Here is a 19347-nt window from a genome sequence, read left to right as displayed (position 1 = left end):
CGCTTCAACGCGGCGCTGTTTTGTCAAGGCGCCGCGTTGAAGAACGCAATCCGTTCGGCATGTGCCGGATGGCTGGCGAAGGCCATGGGCAGGGGCGATGTGTCCTGGCCCTGCCGCTTCTGATGGGCCTCGAGGCGTTCGAAGAAGCGCACCATCACACGCGGTGAGATGCCGGCCGCCTGCAGCATCTGGCGGGCATGAAGATCGGCATCGCGCTCGAACTCGCGCGAATAGTCGGCCTGCGCCAGCAAAGCCGGCAACCCGGCCAGCAGGGCCGAGAAATCACCGACCAGCAGCCCGCTCACGCCGGCCACCATGCCGGCCTGCAGCACCAGGCGCATGCCGTGGCGTTGGCGCACATGGCCCAGCTCATGGGCCAGCACGCCGGTGATGATGTCGGGCTCGTCCTCGGCCAGCTCGACCAGGGCATCGGTCAGCACGATATCGCCGCCGGGCAGGGCAAAGGCATTGGGCCCCAGGGCCTTGGGGCCGGCACGGAAATGCACGCGGTAGGCCGGCAGCGGCGCGGCCTGCGGCTCCAGCCCGGCGCGCAGGATTTCGTCGCGGCGCACGGCTGCGGCCAGGCGCCGTGTGATTTCCTCCTGCCGTGCCTCGCTCAGCGTGCTGGGCTTGAGCCACATGCGGTCGACCTGGTCCAGCGCCTCGCTGGCGATCTGCCGCTCCACCGCGCTGGGGATCAGGGCCGCACCTTGTTGAGCCACCCAGGGAATGCCCCAGACCCAGGCCGATGCGAGCAGGCCCGCAGTCAGCAGCACGCTCACGCCGACCAGGCGCCAGCTGCGCATGCTGCGCACGGTCAAGCTGTCGCGCAGGCCGGATTGACGGGCCCAGTCATCCCAGCGTTGGCGGCCCTCGGGCGCCGGGTCTTCGCAAAGCACGCTGCCATCGGGCAACAAGGCCTGGCGTTCGCCGTGGCGCAGACGTTCGGGCCAGACCACCTGGCGAGTGGCATGCCAGGCCAGCACGGGTGCTGCTGCCCGTTGCGGCGCGTGTGTGTCGCCGTCTTCGTCACCGCCGTCATCCCCGCCGTCATCCCCGCCGTCGGTGGGCCGGGCCTGCAGAAGCAGCCCCTTCCCGTCTTCGCTCAGCCAGGCCCAGACCGGCTGGGCCTGCGCACTGCGGCCATCAAACCACCGGGCCTGCAGGCGGGGCTCGCCGCGCCAGCGCAGCGATGCAAGGTCGGGGCTTACCATCCCATGTCAAAGCCGAAGAAGTCGCCGGCCGCCTCGCCGGTGGCGTCGGTGGCTTCTTGCTGGGGCCGCACCTGCCATGCCTCGATATCGCCATGGACCGTCAATGACACCGCTTCCAGGCGCAGGCGCGCTGTGCGGATCGCGGCAAAGGGGCGGTACAGGCTCAGCGTCAGGGCGGTGAGCAGCCAGTTGACCATCGTCAACCAGAGCAGGCGGCGAAAGCTCAGCGTGCTATGGAACTCCAACTGCTCGCTGCGCGTGCCGGACCACACCAGGTTCTGCAGGCGCGCGGTGATCCAGGGGCCGACCATCATGAAGTACAGCAGATAGCCGAACATCCCGATGCCCACGCCGATGGCTGGAGTCACGGTCACACCGGGTTTCTGCAGCATCGTCAGACCCGCGCCAATGCCAACTGCCAGTGCCAGGAATAGCAAGGACGCCATCAGCCCTTTGAGCACCAAGCCGTAGAACTTCCCCGTGCCCGCCAGGAACTGCCCGCGCTGATCGGCATAGCCATAGCCCACATGCTGGTAGCGCTTGATGCAGGCTAGAAAGCAGGGGCTGAGCAGCACCATGCCGACTAGGCCCACCATCCCGACGATGACGCCCGCTCCCGTGCGGGCCATCGGATCTTTCCAGGCTTGCCAAGCGGTGCCGGCCATCAACATCATGGCGGGGATGTAGAGCGACGCCACTGCTTTGTAGGCGCCAGCCAGATCGCCTTGGAAGCTCAGCCGCAGACCGCGCCAGCGTGTGTTACCCAAGCGGAATTGCAGACCCGAGCGCCACAGCGCCGGCCAGAGCGCGCACAGCAGCAGGTAGGCCAGAAAGCCCGCCAGTGGCGAGAAACGCCCGGCCAGGCCATAGGCGCCGGCGAGCAGGAGCAGCAGCACAAAGCCGCGGAACATGGGCCATGGGCGGCCATGGAAGCTCAAGGCCTGGCCGCCGACGCTTGTGTTCGCGTAGAAGTAGCGCAGGCGCCGCACCTTGGCGAAAGGCAAGTAGAGCCCCAGGGTTAGCAAGGTCAGCAGGAGATTGACGATCCATATGCGAAAGTACTCGCTGCCGGAGCCGGTGAAGCGGATCGCGAGAGTCTGGACCGTGGGCGCGGGCGCGGCGTAGCAGCCCGCGTCGGGCAGTTCGTACATGGTGGGGTCCTCTCCCTTGGCGCCTCTCGAACGGAGGCATTCGTCGTTGTTTTGCAGCGGCAGCGATCGGCAGCCGCCACGGGCGCGCAGTGTGCCCCAGCCTCGACGCGGCTGGCAACGCACTCCTACCTCAGGGGGAGAGGGTCTGCCCGGGTCGGTCCGGCACGGCGGGCCTGCCACTCCGGCCGCAGCAGGCCGAAGACCTCGCTGTCGAGGTAGAGGCCGTTGATGAAGATCACGCCGCGCAGCCGGCCTTCGAACTGCAGGCCGGCTTTCTCGGCCACCCGGCGCGAGGCCAGATTGCCCGGCGCCAGGGCCGCGCAGACACGGTGGACTTCGAAGTTATGAAACACATGGTCGATCAGGGCGCGCGCGGCCGCCGTGCCCCAGCCCTGGCCGCGGCGGGCCGGGTCGTCGATCTTCCAGCCAAGCTCGCGCGCGCTGGAGTAGCGGTGGGCCAGGAAATGTGAGGCGGAGCCGATCGGCTCACCGCTGTCGGCATCGCAGACGACCAGGCGCTCGGCCTCGTTGCTGGAGAAGCCGTCTTCGGCAAAGCGCTTCTTGAAGAACTGCGGGCCGCGCAGCATCGAACCTTCGAACTCATTGCGTTCGCTCAGATCGGCGGCCTGGGCGGCCAGGCGCGGCAGGTCGTCCTCGCTGACTGGGCGCAGCAGCACGCGTGGTGCGGACGTGATAGGGCTGGAGGATGGTGTCGGGTGCATGCGGCAATCTCGCTTCCGGTGAGTCAGTTCAGCTGTGCTTGCGGTGGCGTTCCAGGGTCTTGCGAATCTTGGTCGCGTCGGCCAGGCGCTCGGCCGAGCCCTCGGCGTCGAGCAGCACCACGGTCAGGTCCTGGCCGGTCTTGTCTTTCAGACGCAGGGCCAGGCAGCGGCCGGCTTCCTCGGTGTAGCCGGTCTTGGACAGGCGGATGTCCCAGCCCTTGCGGCCGACCAGGCGGTTGGTGTTGCGGAACTCGACCGGCCGGCCGTTGATCAGCACCTTCTCCTTGGCGTCGCTGCTGATCTTGCTGATTTGCGGGTAACGCGCGGCCGCTGCGGCAATCTTGGCCATCTCGGCCGCGGTGGAGCGGTTGCGTGAGGACAAGCCGGTGGGTTCGGCGATCTCGGTGCGCGTCAGGCCGAGCGCGCGAATCTTGGCGTGCACCGCCTGCTCGAAGGCCGGCAGGCCACCGGGCAAGGTGCGGGCCAGGGCGGCGGCGGCGCGGTTGTCCGAGGACATCAGGGCCAGTTGCAGGGCCGCGCCGCGCGTCATCTGGGCGCCCACGGGCACGCGCGAGGGGCTGTGCTTGAGGGTGTCGACGTCCTCCCGCTGGATGCGGATGCGCGCCTTCAGGTCGGCCTTGGTATCGAGCACCACCATGGCCGTCATCAGCTTGGTCAGCGAGGCGATCGGCACCTGGGTGTCGGCATCCTTGGCCATCAGCACCTTGCCGCTGCCGTTCTCCAGCACCAGGGCATGGCGGGCATTGACGGGCAGCTGCAGCGGCGCATCAGGCAATTTGGCGAGGACGGTGCTGGCGATCAGGCTCAGCAGCACGAGAGCGCTGCGCTGGCGCCAGGCAGAGTGCGTTTCAGGGCGAGGTGAGGGGGCGGCGTGGGACAGCAAGTGGAGCCTCGGACAGGACAGGAGCATGAAGCCTCTATTCTGCTTGGCTCCAAGGCGTCCGCCAGGGAGGATGCCCGGGCTCAGGGCGTGGACCGGCCCAACATGCGGCGCAGGCTGGCGTCGCGGTCGAGCAGATGGTGCTTGAGCGCCCCGGCCACATGGAGCAACACGGCGGCGATCAGCACATAGCCGATGAGGCTGTGCAGGCTGTGCGCCAGCTCGCTCAGTCCGGCGTTCAGGGGCAGCACCTCGCCGGGCTTGTTCGGGTCGAGCCGGTGGTCCATCAGCGTCAGGCCGAAGATGCCGAAGCCATGGCCGCCGGCCCCTGAAAAAATCATGCCGCTGATGGGCATGGCCAGGGTGCTGAGCAGCAGCAGCCAGTGCACCGCCTTGGCGAGGGTCTGCTGCAGGGCCGAGGCCTGCCCGGTGGGGGCCGGCCAGCCTTCCTTGAGCCGCCATGCAGCGCGCAGCACGGCCAGCAGCAGCACCAGAATGCCGACCGATTTGTGGATGGGGTAGAGGGCCCAGACTTCGAACTCGGCCATATAGAGGCCGACCGATGTGAGGCCGATCATGGCCAGCGCCATCAGCCAGTGCAGGGTGACGGTGGTGCGGCTCAGGGGTGCGGTGGCGGTGTTCATGTGGGGCAGGGGCGCGGCAGCCAGGGTGAGGTTGAGGGTGGGCGATTCTGGCCCCGGGGCGGGCGCTGGCACGAAGGTCATGGGGCAAGGGACCCGCACGCAGGGACCAAGCTGCGTCCCTTGCCGCCTCATTCGGCCGGCCGACCGATCACGGCCAGCGTGCGGTAGCGCATCGCCAGCCTTGGGCCATTCGCGAACCGGGCAAACAAGCGCTTCAGTTGCCCGAGCAAGACCTGACCCTCGTCGCTGGCGCGCGCCGGAATGTAGGAACGCGAGAAGGCCAAGCTGGCCAGGCCTGCCTCGTCCAGCCAATGCTCGTGAGGCCAATGCAGGCGGGCCGGTACGACGCCGCCGAAGAACAGGGGCAGGCCGGCGCGTTCGGCCTCGTCGCCCTGGCCCATATGCTCTTTCTGGGCGGCACGGCGTGCGCCGCCGAAGGCATCGAAGAGCGCGTCGAGTTCTTGCTGCAGCGGGTCTTCGCGCTCGCGGTCGTTCCAAATCAGGGCCACCTGAGCGCCGGGCTTGAGCAGGCGCAGGCATTCGCGCCGTGCAGCTTCGATGTCAAACCAATGGAAGGCCTGGGCCGCGGTGATCAGATCAGCACAGCCCTGGGCGAGGTCGGTGGCCTCGGCGCTGCCGGCGCTGCTGGCAAAACGGGGCTCTTGGCCCAGTGCCTGCTCAGCCGCGCTGCGCATCGCGGGGCTGGGCTCGACGGCCGTCACGCGCAGGCCTTGCTGCAGCAGCCCGGCGCTCAGCAAGCCGGTGCCCGCACCCAGATCCACCACATGGGCGGAGGCTGGCAAGCCTTGGCGCAAGTGCTGCAGCAGGGCCAGGGGGTAGTCGGGCCGGGCGGCTTGGTAGTCGGCCGCCTTGCCTGAGAAGACGGCGGCCACGCCGCCCGCCTCGCTGTTGAAACTGTTCTGCAGGGCTTGCTGGCGCGTCTGTGCGGCGGCAGGCGGCGGGGCGTCCGGGTGTGTCATGGCAATCCCTCCAGCTTTTTGTGAGTGGCGGCATTTTTACCGCTACTTCTTGCGCTGCGCGCGAGCCGGTGGCGGCGATGCTGTGTTTCTTTCTTTCTGTGTCGCGCGCATGAAAGCCTTGCCTGCCCGAGTCCGGGGTGTTTGTACAGGCTGGGGCGCAACAGTCCCATGGCTAGAATGAATCCAAGAGGGATGTAAACGCTATGAAATTGATCGGTTCACTCAGCAGTCCTTACGTTCGCAAAGTGCGCATCGTGATGGCCGAGAAAAAGCTCGACTACCAGTTCGTGCTGGAAGACGTCTGGGCCAGTGATGCCATCCTGAAGATGAATCCTCTGGGCAAGGTGCCCTGCCTGGTGATGGAAGGCCAGGACTCCATCACCGGCGCGGTGTTCGACTCGCGGGTGATCGTCGAGTACGTCGACACTTTGTCGCCGGTCGGTCGCCTGATCCCTGAGCGCGGCCGTGAGCGTACCGAGGTGCGCACCTGGGAAGCCTTGGCCGACGGTGTGCTCGATGCCTGCGTGGCTGCACGCCTGGAAGAGCACTGGGCCGGGCGCACGCCCGAGCAACGCAGCGCGGCCTGGGTGCAGCGCCAGATGGACAAGGTTGGGGCTGCCTTGGTCGCCATGAACCAGGGTCTGGGTGAGCGTGCCTGGTGCTCGGGCACGCATTTCTCGCTGGCCGATATCGCGGTCGGTTGCGCCCTCGGCTACCTTGACTTCCGCTTTCCGCAACTGGACTGGCGCAGCGAACATGCCAATCTGGCCCGCCACTTCGAGAAGCTGAGCGCCCGCGCCAGCTTCGTCGACACCGCGCCACCTGCAGCCTGATCGTTAGGTCGCAGCAAAACAGGCCTTGCAGATGCAAGGCCTTTTTCGTTTGGGCTTTGAAGGTTGAAGGACGCTTCTGGCACATAGCAGACCTTGACTCTAGGGCTGGTGCCAAGGGGCGCCGGGCGAGTGCTTCCGCTCATGTCTGGGCCAGCGGCCCAGCCCTTCGCCTGGCTCAAACAGTCCTCAGGACTGTTTGAGTCCGGGCTCAGTCCCCCGGCCCGCGCTGCGCGCGGACCTCCTCCTTAACTTCGCTTCAGCACTCACCCGACACCCCTTGTCAGTTCAAACGGTCGGCGCCTTCGTCGAAGGGGTCAGTCCTTGCTGGATCGGGACGGCTGGGTGCTCTGCGAAGTGAAGTCAAGGAGGAGGCGCCCGATGCAGTCGGGCGACGGGGGACATGAACGGAGCAGAGTGCCCAGTCGGCCCGATCGCCGCCCAATCTGAGCGACAGCTTTGTGCCGTCAGCCGCCCTTCATCAGGCCAATGCCAGATCCAGGTTGCGAGCCGATTGCCAGCGGTGCAGCTTGCCGTAGATGGCGCTGATGCGGCGGCCCACGTCTTCACTGGCGAGGCGCCAGAGCTGCGCGACTTCGCCGGGCAGGCGGCCCAGGGCGATCAGGCTCAGCAGATGTTGTTCGGCCCGGGTCAGTTCGTTGAAGGCCTGCTCAGGCTCGCAGGCGGAGCCGATTGCGGGGCTCAGGTCTTGCGCGGCAGACAGGGCCTGGGCGCGCTCCAGGCTGATGCGGCTCAGCCCCATGCTGTGCAGGGTCTGGCGGGCCAGTTCGGGGGACATCAGGGCTTGGCCGGCCTGCAACTGGCTCAAGGCCTGAGGCAGGCTGCTGCCGCGCTCGCACTCGACCATATAGCCATGTGCGCCATCGGCCAGGGTGTCGAAGAGCATGGTGTCGTGGGCACAGGAGCTGAGCAGCAGCACCTTGGGGGCTTGCGGCAAGCGGCGCAGCTGCTGCAGCAGGCGGCGCACATGGCCGTCGGCCAGACGCAGGTCACAGGCCAGGTACTGCGCGCGGCTGCTGTGCAGCGCGGCCATGCAATCGGTCGCCCGTTCGCTGCTACCGGCAAGCTCCCAGCGGCCATCTGCCAACAGGGAAGCGCGCGAAGTCTCGAGGGTTTTGGCAGCGCGGCGCAGCAGGAAGACGGAGGACATGGGCATGGGCAGGGGGCAAGCGCTGCATTGTGCAGCGCCCTCCCGGGGCAGCAATCCCGCGATCCGGGGTGTTGAAACCCATCTGGCAGCCTCGCGCAGTCGATTGATGCACTTGCCGCACAATCGGCCGCCACCATGACCCAGCCCCAGACATTGCCCGTGCCCCTGCCTGTGCTCTACACCTTCCGGCGCTGCCCTTACGCCATCCGGGCTCGCCTGGCCCTGCAGCAGGCCGGGGTTGCTGTGCAGGCGCGCGAGATCGAGCTGCGCGCCAAGCCCGCTGCCATGCTGCAGGCCTCGCCCAAGGGCACGGTGCCGGTGCTGGTTCTGCCGGATGGTGAGGTCTTGGAACAAAGCTGGGAGATCATGCGCTGGGCCCTGGGGCAGGCCGACCCGGATGCCTGGCTGAGCGCGGCGCCCATCGAGCAGCAGCTGGCCTGGGTCGAGCGCAACGATGGGCCATTCAAGCGCCTGCTGGACCGCTACAAATACCCGCAGCGCCAGGACCCGCCCGACCAACCTTCGGCCATGTTCGAGGCCGCCCTGGCGCTGCAGCTGCGTCCCATGGAGCAGGCCTTGCGAGCGCAGGCTTTTCTCTGCGGGCCGCGTTGTGGTCTGGCCGATATGGCGCTGCTGCCTTTTGTGCGCCAGTTTGCGGCGGTAGACCTACCGGCTTTTGCGGCGGCGCCGCTGCCCGCCGTGCAGGCCTGGCTGCAGCGCTTGCTGGCCACGCCGCTGTTCGAGGCGGTGATGGTGAAGCAGCCCGTCTGGCGCGAGGCCGTAGAGCTGAGCTGAACCGAAGCTGCCGTGGCTTCCGGCGGGGCCGCGGGGCCTGCTGCACAATCGGCGGCATCGCAGTGAGGGCACTGCGTACGTCCTTCGAAAGGGAGAGCCGGCATGGCAGTCAAGCAAGTGTTTTCGGGTCTGTGGTGGGTGGTGGGCAAGTTCTGGTGGCTGCTCGATGCCAGCCGGCGCGCCTTGCTCAACTTGTTTTTGCTGCTGCTGGTCGTGCTGCTCCTGGTGGGTTTGTTTTCGCGTGGCCCCACACCGCTCAAGGACAAGACCACCTTGGTGCTGAATCTGCAAGGCCCCTTGGTCGAGCAGTTCTCGGGCTCGGCGCGCGACCAGGCCATGGCCCAGTTGCAGGGCAAGCATCAGCAACAGACCCGTTTGCGCGATGTGCTGGCCACCCTGGATGCGGCCGCGTTCGACCCTCAGATCGGCAGTGTGCTGCTGCAGTTGGATGAGTTCTCGGGCGCGGGCCTGGCCGGACTTGGCGAGGTGGCGGCGGCTCTCGATCGCTTCAAGGCCAAGGGCAAGCCGGTGCTGGCCTATGGCGACGGCTACAACCAGCGCGGCTACTACCTGGCCGCGCGTGCCAACGAGGTCTATCTGCACCCCATGGGCATGGTGATGATCGAAGGCTTCGGTCGCTACCGGACCTATTACAAGGACGCGCTCGACCGTCTGGGCGTCAGCGCCAATGTGCTGCGTGTGGGCGCCTTCAAGAACGCCGCCGAACCCTACTTCGCCAACGGCCCGTCCAAGGAAGCGCTGGAGGCGGAGGCGTATCTCTACGGCGACCTTTGGGAGCGTTACACCGGCGCGGTCGAAACGGCGCGCAAGCTGCCCAAGGGCAGCCTCGCCAAAGGCATTGACACCTTGCCCGAGACCCTCACCGCGCTCAAGGGCGACACGGCGCAGCTGGCCTTGCAGGCCAAGCTGGTCGATGGCCTCAAGACCCGCGACGAGATGCGCGAGTTGCTGATGGAGCGCGGCGCCAAGGACGACAAGGGCAAGAGCTTCCGCCAGGTGTCCATGTCCGACTACCAAGCCTATATCAAGCCCAAGAGCCCTCAGGGCGACTCGGTGGGCGTGGTCGTGGCCGAGGGCGAGATCGTCGACGGCGACGCCTCGGCCGGCCGCATCGGCGGCGACTCGACCGCACGCCTGATCCGTCAGGCGCGCGAGGACGACAAGGTCAAGGCCGTGGTGCTGCGCGTCAATTCGCCCGGCGGCAGTGCCTTCGCGTCCGAGATCATCCGCCGCGAGCTGGAGCTGACGCAGAAGGCCGGCAAGCCGGTGGTCATTTCCATGGGCGATGTGGCGGCCTCGGGCGGCTACTGGGTCTCCATGTCTTCCGACCAGGTGATTGCCGACCCGGCCACCATCACCGGCTCCATCGGCGTCTTCGGCATGCTGCCCACGGGTGACAAGCTGCTCGAAAAGCTGTCCATCCACACCGGCGGCTACACCACGAACTGGACGGCCGGCGGCTTCGACCCGCGCCGCCCTCTGGACCCGCGCATGGCGGCGACCGTGCAGCAAGGCATCAACCACATCTACGGCGAGTTCACGGCCAAGACGGCGGCCGCGCGCAAGAAGAGCGTGGCCGAGATCGACGCCGTGGCGCAGGGCCGCGTCTGGACCGGTGCGCAAGCCAAGCAGCGCGGCCTGATCGACCGCCTGGGCAGCTTCGACGACGCCGTGCGCGCGGCCGCGCGCCTGGCCAAGCTTGAGGGCGCGCCCAAGCTGATCTATGTCGAGCGCGAGATGGGTCGTGTCGAACGCCTGCTGTCCAGCCTGGACCAGATCGTCGCGCCTTCGATCGCCGCCGCCGTGCGTGCTGAGCTGGGCCTGAGTGCCGGCGCGGCCTTGCTGCCGCAGGCGGCGCAGGAGCTGCAGCGCGACCTGGCCTTTGTCAGCGAGCGTGCCGAGGGTGGCCGACCCTTCAGCACCTTTGTCCATTGCCTGTGCACGGCGCCCTGAAGATGGCGATGTGAAGGAGGGGGCGCCGCTCGGCGCTTCCCTATAATTGCAGCTCAGCGCCGATTTGTTCCGAATTGCGGGCGCTCAAAAAATGCCGCTAAAGAGGGACTCCGCGCAGCCGGCGTCCGCTTTCCTCTCAGCGGCGCCGGTTTTGTTTTTTCAGGAGTCTCTCCATGCCTCATGCAGGACAGCTAGGCCATGTCACCCCCCAGCGCATGGCGTTTGCCCAGCCCTTGCGCTTGCGCAGCGGCGCCGAGCTGCGTGACTACGACATGGTCTACGAGACCTACGGCACGCTCAATGCCGAGCGCAACAACGCCGTGCTGGTCTGCCACGCCCTGAACGCCAGCCACCACCTGGCCGGCACCTACGAAGGCCAGGACAAGAGCGAAGGCTGGTGGGACAACCTGATCGGCCCCGGCAAGCCCCTGGACACCGACAAGTTCTTCGTTGTCGGCATCAACAACCTCGGTTCCTGCTTCGGCTCCACCGGCCCCATGCACATCAACCCGGCCACGGGCAAGGTCTACGGCGCCGACTTTCCGGTGGTGACGGTGCAGGACTGGGTCGATGCCCAGGCGCGCGTGCTCGATGCGCTGGGCGTGCAGCAGCTGGCCGCGGTGCTGGGCGGCTCGCTGGGCGGCATGCAGGCCCTGGACTGGTCGCTGCGCTACCCCGAGCGCATGCGCCACTGCATCGCGATCGCCACGGCGCCGGCCCTGTCGGCACAGAACATTGCCTTCAACGAGGTGGCGCGCCGCGCCATCATCACCGACCCCGATTTCCATGGCGGACATTTCTACGAGCACGGCGTGGTGCCCAAGCGCGGCCTGCGTGTGGCGCGCATGATCGGCCACATCACTTACCTGTCCGACGATGCGATGGAGCAGAAGTTCGGCCGCGAGCTGCGCGCCTCCGAGCTCGGCTACAGCACCCAGGACATCGAGTTCCAGATCGAGAGCTATCTGCGCCACCAGGGCGACAAGTTCAGCGACTACTTCGACGCCAACACCTATTTGCTGATCACGCGCGCGCTCGATTACTTCGACCCGGCGCGGGAGCATGGCGGCAACCTCAGCCGCGCCTTCGCCAGCGCCCGCTGCAAGTTCCTGCTGGCCAGCTTCAGCACCGACTGGCGCTTCTCACCAGCCCGCTCGCGCGAGATCGTCAAGGCCTTGCTCGACAACAAGCGCGATGTCTCCTATGCCGAGATCGACGCGCCGCATGGCCACGACGCGTTTCTGCTCGAAGACCCGCGCTACCACGGCGTGCTGCGCGCCTACTTCCAACGCATCGCCGGAGAACTGCAATGAGCTCGGTCCTGCAACAGATTGCCGCCCTGGTGCCCGAAGGCTCGCGCGTGCTCGACCTCGGCTGCGGCACCGGCGCCCTGCTCGATCACCTGATCCGCCACAAAGGCTGCAGCGGCTACGGCGTCGAGCTTGATGACGCCAATCTGCTGGCCTGCGCCCAGCGCGGCGTCAACGTCATCCAGCTCAATCTGGAAGAAGGCTTGTCCATCTTCGAGGACCAGAGCTTCGACGTGGTGCTGCAGCTGGAAACCCTGCAGCATCTGCGCAATACCGAGGCCATGCTGCGCGAGACCGCGCGTGTCGGCCGCATGGGCATCGTCAGCTTCCCCAACTTTGCCCACTGGGCCAACCGGGCCCAGGTGCTGATGGGCCGTATGCCGGTGACGCGCGTGCTGCCTTATGAGTGGTACGACACGCCCAATATCCGCGTCGGCACCTACGCCGACTTTGAAGTGCTGGCGCGCAAGAACCGCCTGCGCGTGCTGGACAGCTTTGGCATCCAGAACGGCCAGACCGTGCGGACTTTTCCGAACCTGCTGGCGAGCATGGCGGTGTTCAAGTTTGATCGGGGGTGAGGGGAGGGTGAATCGTGATTGGTGAGTCGTGAATGGTTGGGTGAACAGGTAAATGTCGCGAGCAAGGGCGGCCGTCACGACTCACGATTCACGATTCACGATTCACCCACCCTCACCTCAATACCTCACGCAAGAAACTCAAAGTACGCACCCAGCCCTGCCGCTGGGCCTTGGCATCGGCGGCGGCTTGGCCGCCCATCTTCATCGGGCCGGCATTGTTCAGTGTGGTGGGTAGCTTGCCCAGACCGATGATGCCGTGCCCGGCGCCTTCGAACAGCAGCAACTCGGTGGGCAGTTCAGCGGCTGCCCGGCGGGACGCGATGGCACGGGCCATGCCGCCGGAATCCCAGACTTGGTCGTCACTGCCAGCAATCAGCAGCAGCGGCGCGGCGATCTTCTCGACCTCGATGCGTGCCGCGCTGGCAGTTTCTGGCTGCGCTGCGCGGCCGGCGTCGTGCGGGCGGCGCAGGTGCACGGGCTGGCCGCTCATGAAGCCGGCCACCTCTTCCTGGTAGCCCTTGTAGGGCACGAAAGCCAGGGCTTCGCCATGCCAGCTGAAAGAGGGCTGAGCCATGGCGCCCTGCATCATGTCGAAGCCTTCCCAGATCACATCACTGGGCACCACCGCGACCACGCCCTTGAAGCCGGCGATGCGGCTGGCGCCGGCCAGCACGAATTCCGCGCCCTTGGAGGCGCCCCAGAGCGCGATGCGGCTGGCGTCCAGCTCGGGCTGTTGACGCAGCCAGTCGCGTGCCGTTTCCAGCTGGCCCAGTTCGATGCGTGCAAAGCTGGCCGGTAAGGCGGGCAGTTCCGGCGCCATCGGGCCTTGCGCGCCCCAGCGCGGCGGTGAGTAGTAGGGCAGGGCCAGGGCGGCGAAGCCGCGCGCAGCCAGGGCCTCGGCCAGGCGGCGGGACATGAGGGATCCGCCTTCCGATCCGCCCAAGACGATCACCACAGGTAGCTTGGCCGTATGTACCCGCGGCAGCAGGAGCTGTGCGCCGGGCAGGGGCTCGGCGCTGCGGCTTTCGATCCGCGCCTGGGCCGGCAGCCAGTGCAGCGTTTGTTCGGTCAGGGACTTGGGCGCACCGGCTGCGTCTTGGCCCCAGGCTTCCAATTGCAAGCGAGTGCCATCGGCATCGGTCGCGGCGGCGGGCGCTGGTTCGCCGCGCACCGGCAGCGCCGACCAGAACAGGCCGCTGGCGTCGATGCCGCCGTAGCTGCCCGAAAGCGGCGCTTGGCGGCTGGTGTCAATGCGGCCTTGCGCATCGGCCTGGAAGATGGCTTCGGCGCGCAGCAGCGAGGGGCCCATGCCAGGCAGATCGGCGCGACGGCTCAGGCGCAGGGTGATTCGCTCGCCCGGCTTGGCGCCGCTGAGCGACAGGATCTGGGCTTCGCCTTCCAAAACCGCGGCTGCTGGCGCGGCTGCAAGTTGGTAGGCGGCCGCGAGCGAAGCTGCGAGGCTCAGACTCAAGGCCAGGGTGACTCGGTTCAGGGTGCTTGGCATGGGTGGCTCCATCAGTGGGGGGAGTTGATGGACGCAGTCTCGCCAAGGCGGAGCGGCGCTGCCGGGCCTGGGCGACGGATCGACAGAAGCGGCGACGAATCGACCGCAGGCCTGGCCTGTTCGGCTGGGCTCAGCCGCCCCGGGTGCCGCCCTCCACGCATGCACAGTTCCGCCCCGCGTTCTTGGCCTGGTACAGAAGGGCATCAGCACGTTGGTACAAGCGCTCCGGCCCCTCGCCCGGCCGCATCAGCGCGGCGCCCAGGCTGAGGGTCAGCACCGGCGCTGTCGGGGAGTCCTCATGCGCCAGGCCTTCCGCGGCCATGGCTGTGACCACCGCCTTGGCGTGTTCTTCCAAGTGTTCGGGCCGGATGTCGTAGAGCAGCAGTGCCATTTCTTCGCCACCCATGCGCGCGGCCAAGTCCAGCGGGCGTTGGGCCTGGCCTGCCAGCACGGCGGCCACGCGCTGCAGGGCACGGTCGCCAGCGTCGTGGCCGTAGCGGTCGTTGTAGCGCTTGAAATGGTCGACGTCGATCAGCATCAGGGCCAGGGGCCGCTCATCGCGCGCTGCCTGCGCCATGGTGGTCTGCAAATGCTGCTTGAACAGGCGGCGGTTGCTCAGGCCGGTGAGCTCGTCATGCAGGGCCAGCCATTGGGCCAGGCCGCGGTGCAGGAACTGCTCGCGCCGCAGGTACTCGCGCCAGTAGGCACCAAAGGCACAGGCCAGCAAGGTCAGCAGCAACACCAGCCAGATGCGCAGCAGCGCGTCGCGCAGCGCCTCTTCGGGTGTCAGCACGGCCATGAGCAGCACCGAGCTCAGAAAGCTCAGAGCCAGAGCCAGGTGCCAGCGAAAGCGCGCGCCGATGGGCATGAACTGCGTCACCATGGCAAGCACCAGCACGCTGCTCTCAGAGGGCAAGCCCATGCGCTGGTAGCAGAGCAAGGCCAGGGCCGCTCCGTCGGCCAGGGCCAGCCCCATCAGAAACATGGCCCACAGCACCCGTTCGATGTCGCGCGCCAGGGCCAGCACGGCCAAGGCCAGCAGGAGCACCAGCATCACGCCGAGGCGCAACTGCTGCACACGGTCGATCAGGGTCTGGAACTGCGCAGGCTCGGCGAGCGCTTGCTGGCGCCAACCATCAGTCATCCAGAAAACAGCCCAAATCAGCAGAGCCAGCAAAGAGGTGCTGATAAAGCGCCAGCGTATGCCCTGGGCACAGTAGCGGCGGTACTCCTGCTCCAGCGGCGGTAAGAAATTCAGGCGACCCAGGCCCCGCTTCAGCTGTTCGCTGTAAAGACTGTTGGCATGGGGCTCGTCCATGGTGCTGCGCTGGGGCTTTGGCCGCCAGCATCGCACAAATTTTCAGTGCCAGCGGCCCGAACTGACGCAGCCATGGCGAGCCTGGCCGATACTTCAAGCACCGCAATCCGAGGAGCGAAACCCATGATCGGCTACACCACCCTGGGCACCAACGACCTGCCGCGCGCCGCTGCTTTCTATGACGAGCTGTTCGCCGTCCTCGGTATCAAACGGCTGATGGATTTTGGCCGCGGCTACGCATGGGGCCTCAGCATGGACAAGCCCGGCTTCGCCGTCATGAAGCCCTACGACGAGCAAGCCGCCAGTGTCGGCAATGGCGTCATGATCGCCCTGGCCGTGGACAGCGAAGAGAAAGTCCAGGCCTTGCATGCCAAGGCCCTGGCTCTGGGCGGCCAGGACGAGGGCGCACCGGGCCCGCGTGGTGGTGGCTTCTATGCGGCCTACTTCCGCGATCTGGACGGCAACAAGCTCAATGCCTTTTGTGTCAAAGCGGCCTGAGCACAGTCCTTGAACCCATAGTCGGCATGGCAGCATGACGGCAGCGCCTGCTCCGAGCAACACGCCGGCTGCGGCGCGCCTGTTTGACTGTGGGCGTGGCTGTTTGCTGGGTCTCGCGCTGGCCGGCCCGCTCTTGGCCGTTCAGGCGCAATGCTCGCGCACGATCAGCATGCCGGTCGCGCCGACCGGCTTCAATGCCCTGGTCAAGGGTGAGCAAGTCCAAGGTGTGTACCCAGACCTGATGCGCCAGATTGGCGAGCGGCTGGGCTGCGAGTTCAGCTTTCCTGTCGTGCCGCGGGCCCGGTTGGCGTTGATGTTCTTCGACAGTCGCGAAGCCGACCTCTTCCTGCCGGCCTCGCGCACCGCCGAGCGCGACCGCAGAGCCGTGTTCGTGCCCATGCTCAAGCTGACGCCGACGCTGATCACGCTGAAGGCGAGCAAGGAGGTGCCGCCCAACGATGTGCGCAGCTTGCTGGCGCGCGGCAGCTGGCGCGCGGCCGTGGTGCGCTCCTACACCTGGGGCGATGAATACGACGCCTTGCTGCGCCAGCTGGAGGCGGACAAACGGGTCGACTACGTGACTGACCTGCGCACCGTTCTGCTGATGCTGCGCAGCGGCCGGGTGGAGTTCAGCATCCTGCCGCCGACGCTGCTGTACTCCGCCGTGCATGCGCCTGGCCCCGACCAGGAAGCATTGCCGCAGCTGGCAGCCATCGACGATATGCGCTTTCAGGCCTTGGCTGGCTTGCCTCGCTCCGAGGTCGGCGCCTATCTTTCTACGCAGGCCTTGTCGCCCGCTGACCTGGCCCTGCTGCGCGAAGCCTTGGCCCGGTCAGCGCGCGATGGCAGTCTGCTGCGCTCGCTGCAGCACTACTACCCGCCGGAAGTCTTGCGGGCCGATGTGGTGGTGGCGCCTTAGGGATGCTTGCTCGTGTTGGGTACTCAGTCCTCGAATCTGCCCAAGCGCACCATGGTGTTCCCCGGCAGCCCATGCTTGAGGCTGGGCATGACCAGCACCGTGTTGGCATAACGAGTTTTGAAGATGGTGTCGCCATCGGCTGCGAACACAGTGCCCGCTTCGGCGATGACATCGAGGCCGCGCACGGGCGCTGGCAGGGTGAAGTGAAAGTTGCTGCTCAAGGCGGTGATGGCCTCGTCCACCCGGATGGTGTGCTGGCGCTCCGGCAGAGGCAAGCGCAGGCGGGCTTCGGCCCAGTCGGCGCTGACCATGCCGGTCAGGCGCAGGAATCGCACCAGCCCATCAATGGCCACCTCGGCCGAGCGCTGCTCCCAATGCTGGCCGCATTCGATCAGCAAGGCGTTCTTCGGGCTGGCTGGGTCGCCGAAACCGCCGCGGTCGCGCATGCGCAGACCCGAGGGATGACCGGTGTCGATCAGCAAGTCACCGGGCATGCCCAGCTCGCGCGCAAAGGCTGCACCTTTGTCGAGCAAGCCGCAGACCATCAGCGGTCGACAGGCATCTTGCATCGAGTGGATGTCGAAGAGGAAATCAGCGCTGTCGACGAAAGGGCGCAAGGCGCGAGCGCGGCGCAGCTCCAGCGAGTCGCGCGAGCCAAACAGCTGCGCGTCGCTCCAGACCCGGTTCAAGTCTTCATCGACACAGCGCGAGGCATTCGGGTCGGCCGGGTCGAAGCGCGTGTAGGCCTCGACATTGGCAAAGCTCAGGATCAAGCGCCCTTGCAGCGGCTGCAGCGTGCGACCCATGCCTTGCTGGAACAGCCAGTCCAGGGCGATGGCGCCGCAGAGCTCATTGCCATGGGTCAGGGCCTGCACCATGACGGTGGGGCCAGGGCGGCCGGAGTCCAGCACATGAACATAGTCCACGCCGCTGCCACCCTCCCGGTAAGCGCCGATCTCCGGCGGACTCAGTTCAACAGCTAACTCTTCCCGCATGTCCACACCCTCACTCACGACTCACGACTCACGACTCACGACTCACGACTCACGACTCACGACTCACGACTCACGATTCACGATTCACGATTCACGATTCACGATTCACGATTCACGATTCACTCATTCCTTCCGATGCAAGACACCCTCCTCGGTGCGTTCATCGGCCTGGAATCGACCTTCCCAACGGTCGCCTGTGGGCCAGTGGAAAATGCCCTGGCCATGCTTGACGCCGCCTGACCAAGCGCCGATATAGCGTTCGCCGCTCTTCCAGAAATAGCTGCCCTGGCCATGCGGCTTGCCCATGTGGAACTCGCCTTCATAGCGGTCACCCGAGGCCAGTTCCAACTTGCCTTGGCCATGCGGTTGGCCAGCCTGGATGCTGCCCTCAAAGCGGTTGCCGTTGGCATAACGAAGTACGCCCCGGCCTTGCGGCTCTGAGCGGACATAGTCACCCTCATACTGCTGGCCATTGGCCCAGCGGTACAGGCCCTTGCCATGGGCCACGCCCTGGCTGATCTGGCCTTTGTAGACATCACCGCTGGCGAAGCTGAGCTGGCCGCTGCCTTCCGGGCCTCCGTCGACGACACTGCCTTCGTACTGATTGCCATTGGCAAAGTAGAGCTTGCCCTGGCCGGTGGCCCGGTCCGCCACCCAGTCGCCTTCATAGCGCTGGCCATTGGCCCAGATGAATTCGCCCTTGCCCTGACGCACGCTTCGCATCAGGCTGCCGATGTAGACATCGCCGTTCGACCATTCGACCCGCCCGGTGCCGCTCACGACCTGACCCTCCTCGCGCACGAATTGGCCTTTGTAGCGGGTGTCGCCGGCGCGAATGTCCATCTCCTTGGCGGCCTCCTTGGGCGCCTCCTCGGCGGCCGTTCGCGCCTGGCTGTTGTTGCGTGCCGCTGCGGCCTCGTTGCCGGTGGTCTGGGTGGCGCTCTTCACCGCACCGAGGGCGCCGCTGACGAGCGAGCCCAGGCCGCTCGCCGCGCTGTCGCCGGTGGCTTTCACGCCGGCTGCGGCCGTCGTTGTTGTTGCTGCCGCTGCCAGGGTCGCTCCCGTGCTGGAGCCTGCTGCTTTGGCGGCCATGACGGGCGCGCTGGCGACCGCGCTGGGCCGTGGCGCTGGCGGCTTGGGCAGAACCGCCTGGAAGCTGTCTGGCAAAGGCACGGCGGCCCAGGGGGTGCCACGCTCGCGCGCCAGGGTCTGGATGAAGCTGTTGGCGTTCTCGAGGGCGGCGTCCTTGCACAGCGTGGCGGCGCGCCGCCAGGCGGTCTCGGCAATCATGGACTGGGCCTGCCGCTCGGTCGGATTGAGGCCGGGGGCCGCGGTGCGGAATTTCTGTGCGAAGTCGCGCGCCTTCTCAAAGATGGGGGCGCAGAACTCGGCATTGTGGGCATCGATCTCGGTCTGCTCGCGGCGTCGCATGGCGATCTGCTGCTGGCTGCCGGTGCAGTGTTCGGCGGCCAGGTCCCACATGGTTTCGGCCTTGCTGTAGAGCGAGGCCGCGTCGCCAAAACGGCGCTCGCCGAAGGCCTTGGCTGCCAGTTCCTGCAGTGAGGCCGCATCGCGGTGCGAGAGCTCGCACTGTGAGCCGGCCGCCATGCGCTCAGCCACGGCGGCTCGTTGACGTTCGTTGTCGCCGAGGGCGCGCTGGGCGCGTTCCTGGGCCCGACCCGCGCAGCCGCCGGTGGCCTGGGTCCACAGGGACACGGCTTCGTCGTAGGCTCGGGCCAGCTCCTCCAAGGGTTTGTTCTGGGCCTGGGCCGTGGCGGCGCGCAGGTCGCTGCTCATGGCCTTGGCGGTCAGCGAAGAACAGCTCGGCGGTGGTGGCGGCGGA

18 protein-coding genes are annotated in these 19347 nt (G+C 66.9%); 7 read left to right on the top strand and 11 right to left on the bottom strand.

Annotated elements, in window-relative coordinates; all coding sequences use genetic code 11:
- Window positions 1-23 precede the first annotated feature (23 nt).
- The 6 genes from LNV23_RS02210 to LNV23_RS02185 form a co-directional block, all read right to left on the bottom strand.
- The gene (locus LNV23_RS02210; RefSeq protein WP_263561447.1) at window positions 24-1214 is read right to left on the bottom strand and encodes a M48 family metallopeptidase; all 1191 of its coding nucleotides are present in this window, start codon (window positions 1212-1214) and stop codon (window positions 24-26) included.
- A complete protein-coding gene (locus tag LNV23_RS02205; RefSeq protein WP_263561446.1) occupies window positions 1208-2365 on the bottom strand; it encodes a YjgN family protein in 1158 nt (385 codons plus the stop codon). The genes LNV23_RS02210 and LNV23_RS02205 overlap by 7 nt, the downstream gene beginning before the upstream one ends.
- A gap of 125 nt (window positions 2366-2490) precedes the next feature.
- A complete protein-coding gene (locus LNV23_RS02200) occupies window positions 2491-3087 on the bottom strand; it encodes a GNAT family N-acetyltransferase (RefSeq protein ID WP_263561445.1) in 597 nt (198 codons plus the stop codon).
- A 28-nt stretch (window positions 3088-3115) separates the two neighbouring features.
- Window positions 3116-3922: a serine hydrolase gene (locus tag LNV23_RS02195; protein WP_263561444.1), complete on the bottom strand. Its 807-nt coding sequence runs from the start codon at window positions 3920-3922 to the stop codon at window positions 3116-3118.
- Window positions 3923-4071: 149 nt separating this feature from the next.
- The gene (locus tag LNV23_RS02190) at window positions 4072-4632 is read right to left on the bottom strand and encodes a cytochrome b (RefSeq protein ID WP_263561443.1); all 561 of its coding nucleotides are present in this window, start codon (window positions 4630-4632) and stop codon (window positions 4072-4074) included.
- Window positions 4633-4760: 128 nt separating this feature from the next.
- On the bottom strand, window positions 4761-5612 hold the full coding sequence (locus LNV23_RS02185; RefSeq protein WP_263561442.1) for a class I SAM-dependent methyltransferase: 852 nt from the start codon (window positions 5610-5612) through the stop codon (window positions 4761-4763).
- 203 nt (window positions 5613-5815) lie between these two features.
- On the opposite strand from LNV23_RS02185, the gene LNV23_RS02180 reads away from it, so the two are divergent.
- Window positions 5816-6445, top strand: a complete 630-nt coding sequence (locus LNV23_RS02180; RefSeq protein WP_263561441.1) for a glutathione S-transferase family protein — start codon at window positions 5816-5818, stop codon at window positions 6443-6445.
- Window positions 6446-6923: 478 nt separating this feature from the next.
- On the opposite strand, the gene LNV23_RS02175 is transcribed toward LNV23_RS02180, so the two are convergent.
- Window positions 6924-7613, bottom strand: coding sequence for a hypothetical protein (locus LNV23_RS02175; protein ID WP_263561440.1), 690 nt, complete (start codon window positions 7611-7613; stop codon window positions 6924-6926).
- A 135-nt stretch (window positions 7614-7748) separates the two neighbouring features.
- On the opposite strand from LNV23_RS02175, the gene LNV23_RS02170 reads away from it, so the two are divergent.
- From LNV23_RS02170 to metW, 4 genes are all read left to right on the top strand, one after another.
- The gene (locus LNV23_RS02170; RefSeq protein ID WP_263561439.1) at window positions 7749-8408 is read left to right on the top strand and encodes a glutathione S-transferase N-terminal domain-containing protein; all 660 of its coding nucleotides are present in this window, start codon (window positions 7749-7751) and stop codon (window positions 8406-8408) included.
- A gap of 102 nt (window positions 8409-8510) precedes the next feature.
- Window positions 8511-10382 carry a signal peptide peptidase SppA gene (gene sppA, locus LNV23_RS02165; protein WP_263561438.1) on the top strand — a complete coding sequence of 624 codons (1872 nt, stop codon included), beginning with the start codon at window positions 8511-8513 and terminating at the stop codon, window positions 10380-10382.
- A 173-nt stretch (window positions 10383-10555) separates the two neighbouring features.
- Window positions 10556-11695: a homoserine O-succinyltransferase MetX gene (gene metX / locus LNV23_RS02160; protein ID WP_263561437.1), complete on the top strand. Its 1140-nt coding sequence runs from the start codon at window positions 10556-10558 to the stop codon at window positions 11693-11695.
- Window positions 11692-12270 carry a methionine biosynthesis protein MetW gene (gene metW, locus LNV23_RS02155; RefSeq protein ID WP_263516384.1) on the top strand — a complete coding sequence of 193 codons (579 nt, stop codon included), beginning with the start codon at window positions 11692-11694 and terminating at the stop codon, window positions 12268-12270. The genes metX and metW overlap by 4 nt, the downstream gene beginning before the upstream one ends.
- Before the next feature lie 112 nt (window positions 12271-12382).
- Here the strand turns inward: metW and LNV23_RS02150 are convergent, their stop codons facing one another.
- Together LNV23_RS02150 and LNV23_RS02145 are read right to left on the bottom strand one after the other, a co-directional pair.
- A complete protein-coding gene (locus LNV23_RS02150) occupies window positions 12383-13774 on the bottom strand; it encodes an acyl-CoA thioesterase/bile acid-CoA:amino acid N-acyltransferase family protein (RefSeq protein ID WP_263561436.1) in 1392 nt (463 codons plus the stop codon).
- Between the two features lie 130 nt (window positions 13775-13904).
- Complete coding sequence (locus tag LNV23_RS02145) at window positions 13905-15092, bottom strand: GGDEF domain-containing protein (protein ID WP_263561435.1); 1188 nt, start codon at window positions 15090-15092, stop codon at window positions 13905-13907.
- A 123-nt stretch (window positions 15093-15215) separates the two neighbouring features.
- On the opposite strand from LNV23_RS02145, the gene LNV23_RS02140 reads away from it, so the two are divergent.
- Complete coding sequence (locus LNV23_RS02140) at window positions 15216-15590, top strand: VOC family protein (protein WP_263561434.1); 375 nt, start codon at window positions 15216-15218, stop codon at window positions 15588-15590.
- A 34-nt stretch (window positions 15591-15624) separates the two neighbouring features.
- A complete protein-coding gene (locus LNV23_RS02135; protein WP_263561433.1) occupies window positions 15625-16509 on the top strand; it encodes a substrate-binding periplasmic protein in 885 nt (294 codons plus the stop codon).
- Window positions 16510-16532: 23 nt separating this feature from the next.
- Here the strand turns inward: LNV23_RS02135 and LNV23_RS02130 are convergent, their stop codons facing one another.
- The gene (locus LNV23_RS02130) at window positions 16533-17504 is read right to left on the bottom strand and encodes a M14 family metallopeptidase (protein ID WP_263561432.1); all 972 of its coding nucleotides are present in this window, start codon (window positions 17502-17504) and stop codon (window positions 16533-16535) included.
- A gap of 123 nt (window positions 17505-17627) precedes the next feature.
- Window positions 17628-19301, bottom strand: coding sequence for an MORN repeat-containing protein (locus LNV23_RS02125; protein WP_263561431.1), 1674 nt, complete (start codon window positions 19299-19301; stop codon window positions 17628-17630).
- Between the last annotated feature and the right edge of the window lie 46 nt (window positions 19302-19347).

The organism is Kinneretia sp. DJ1R-11 (assembly GCF_025717595.1).
Classification (GTDB): domain Bacteria; phylum Pseudomonadota; class Gammaproteobacteria; order Burkholderiales; family Burkholderiaceae_C; genus Paucibacter_A.
Note: the sequence above shows the minus strand (reverse complement) of the source record. Positions and strands in the feature narration are given on the sequence as shown.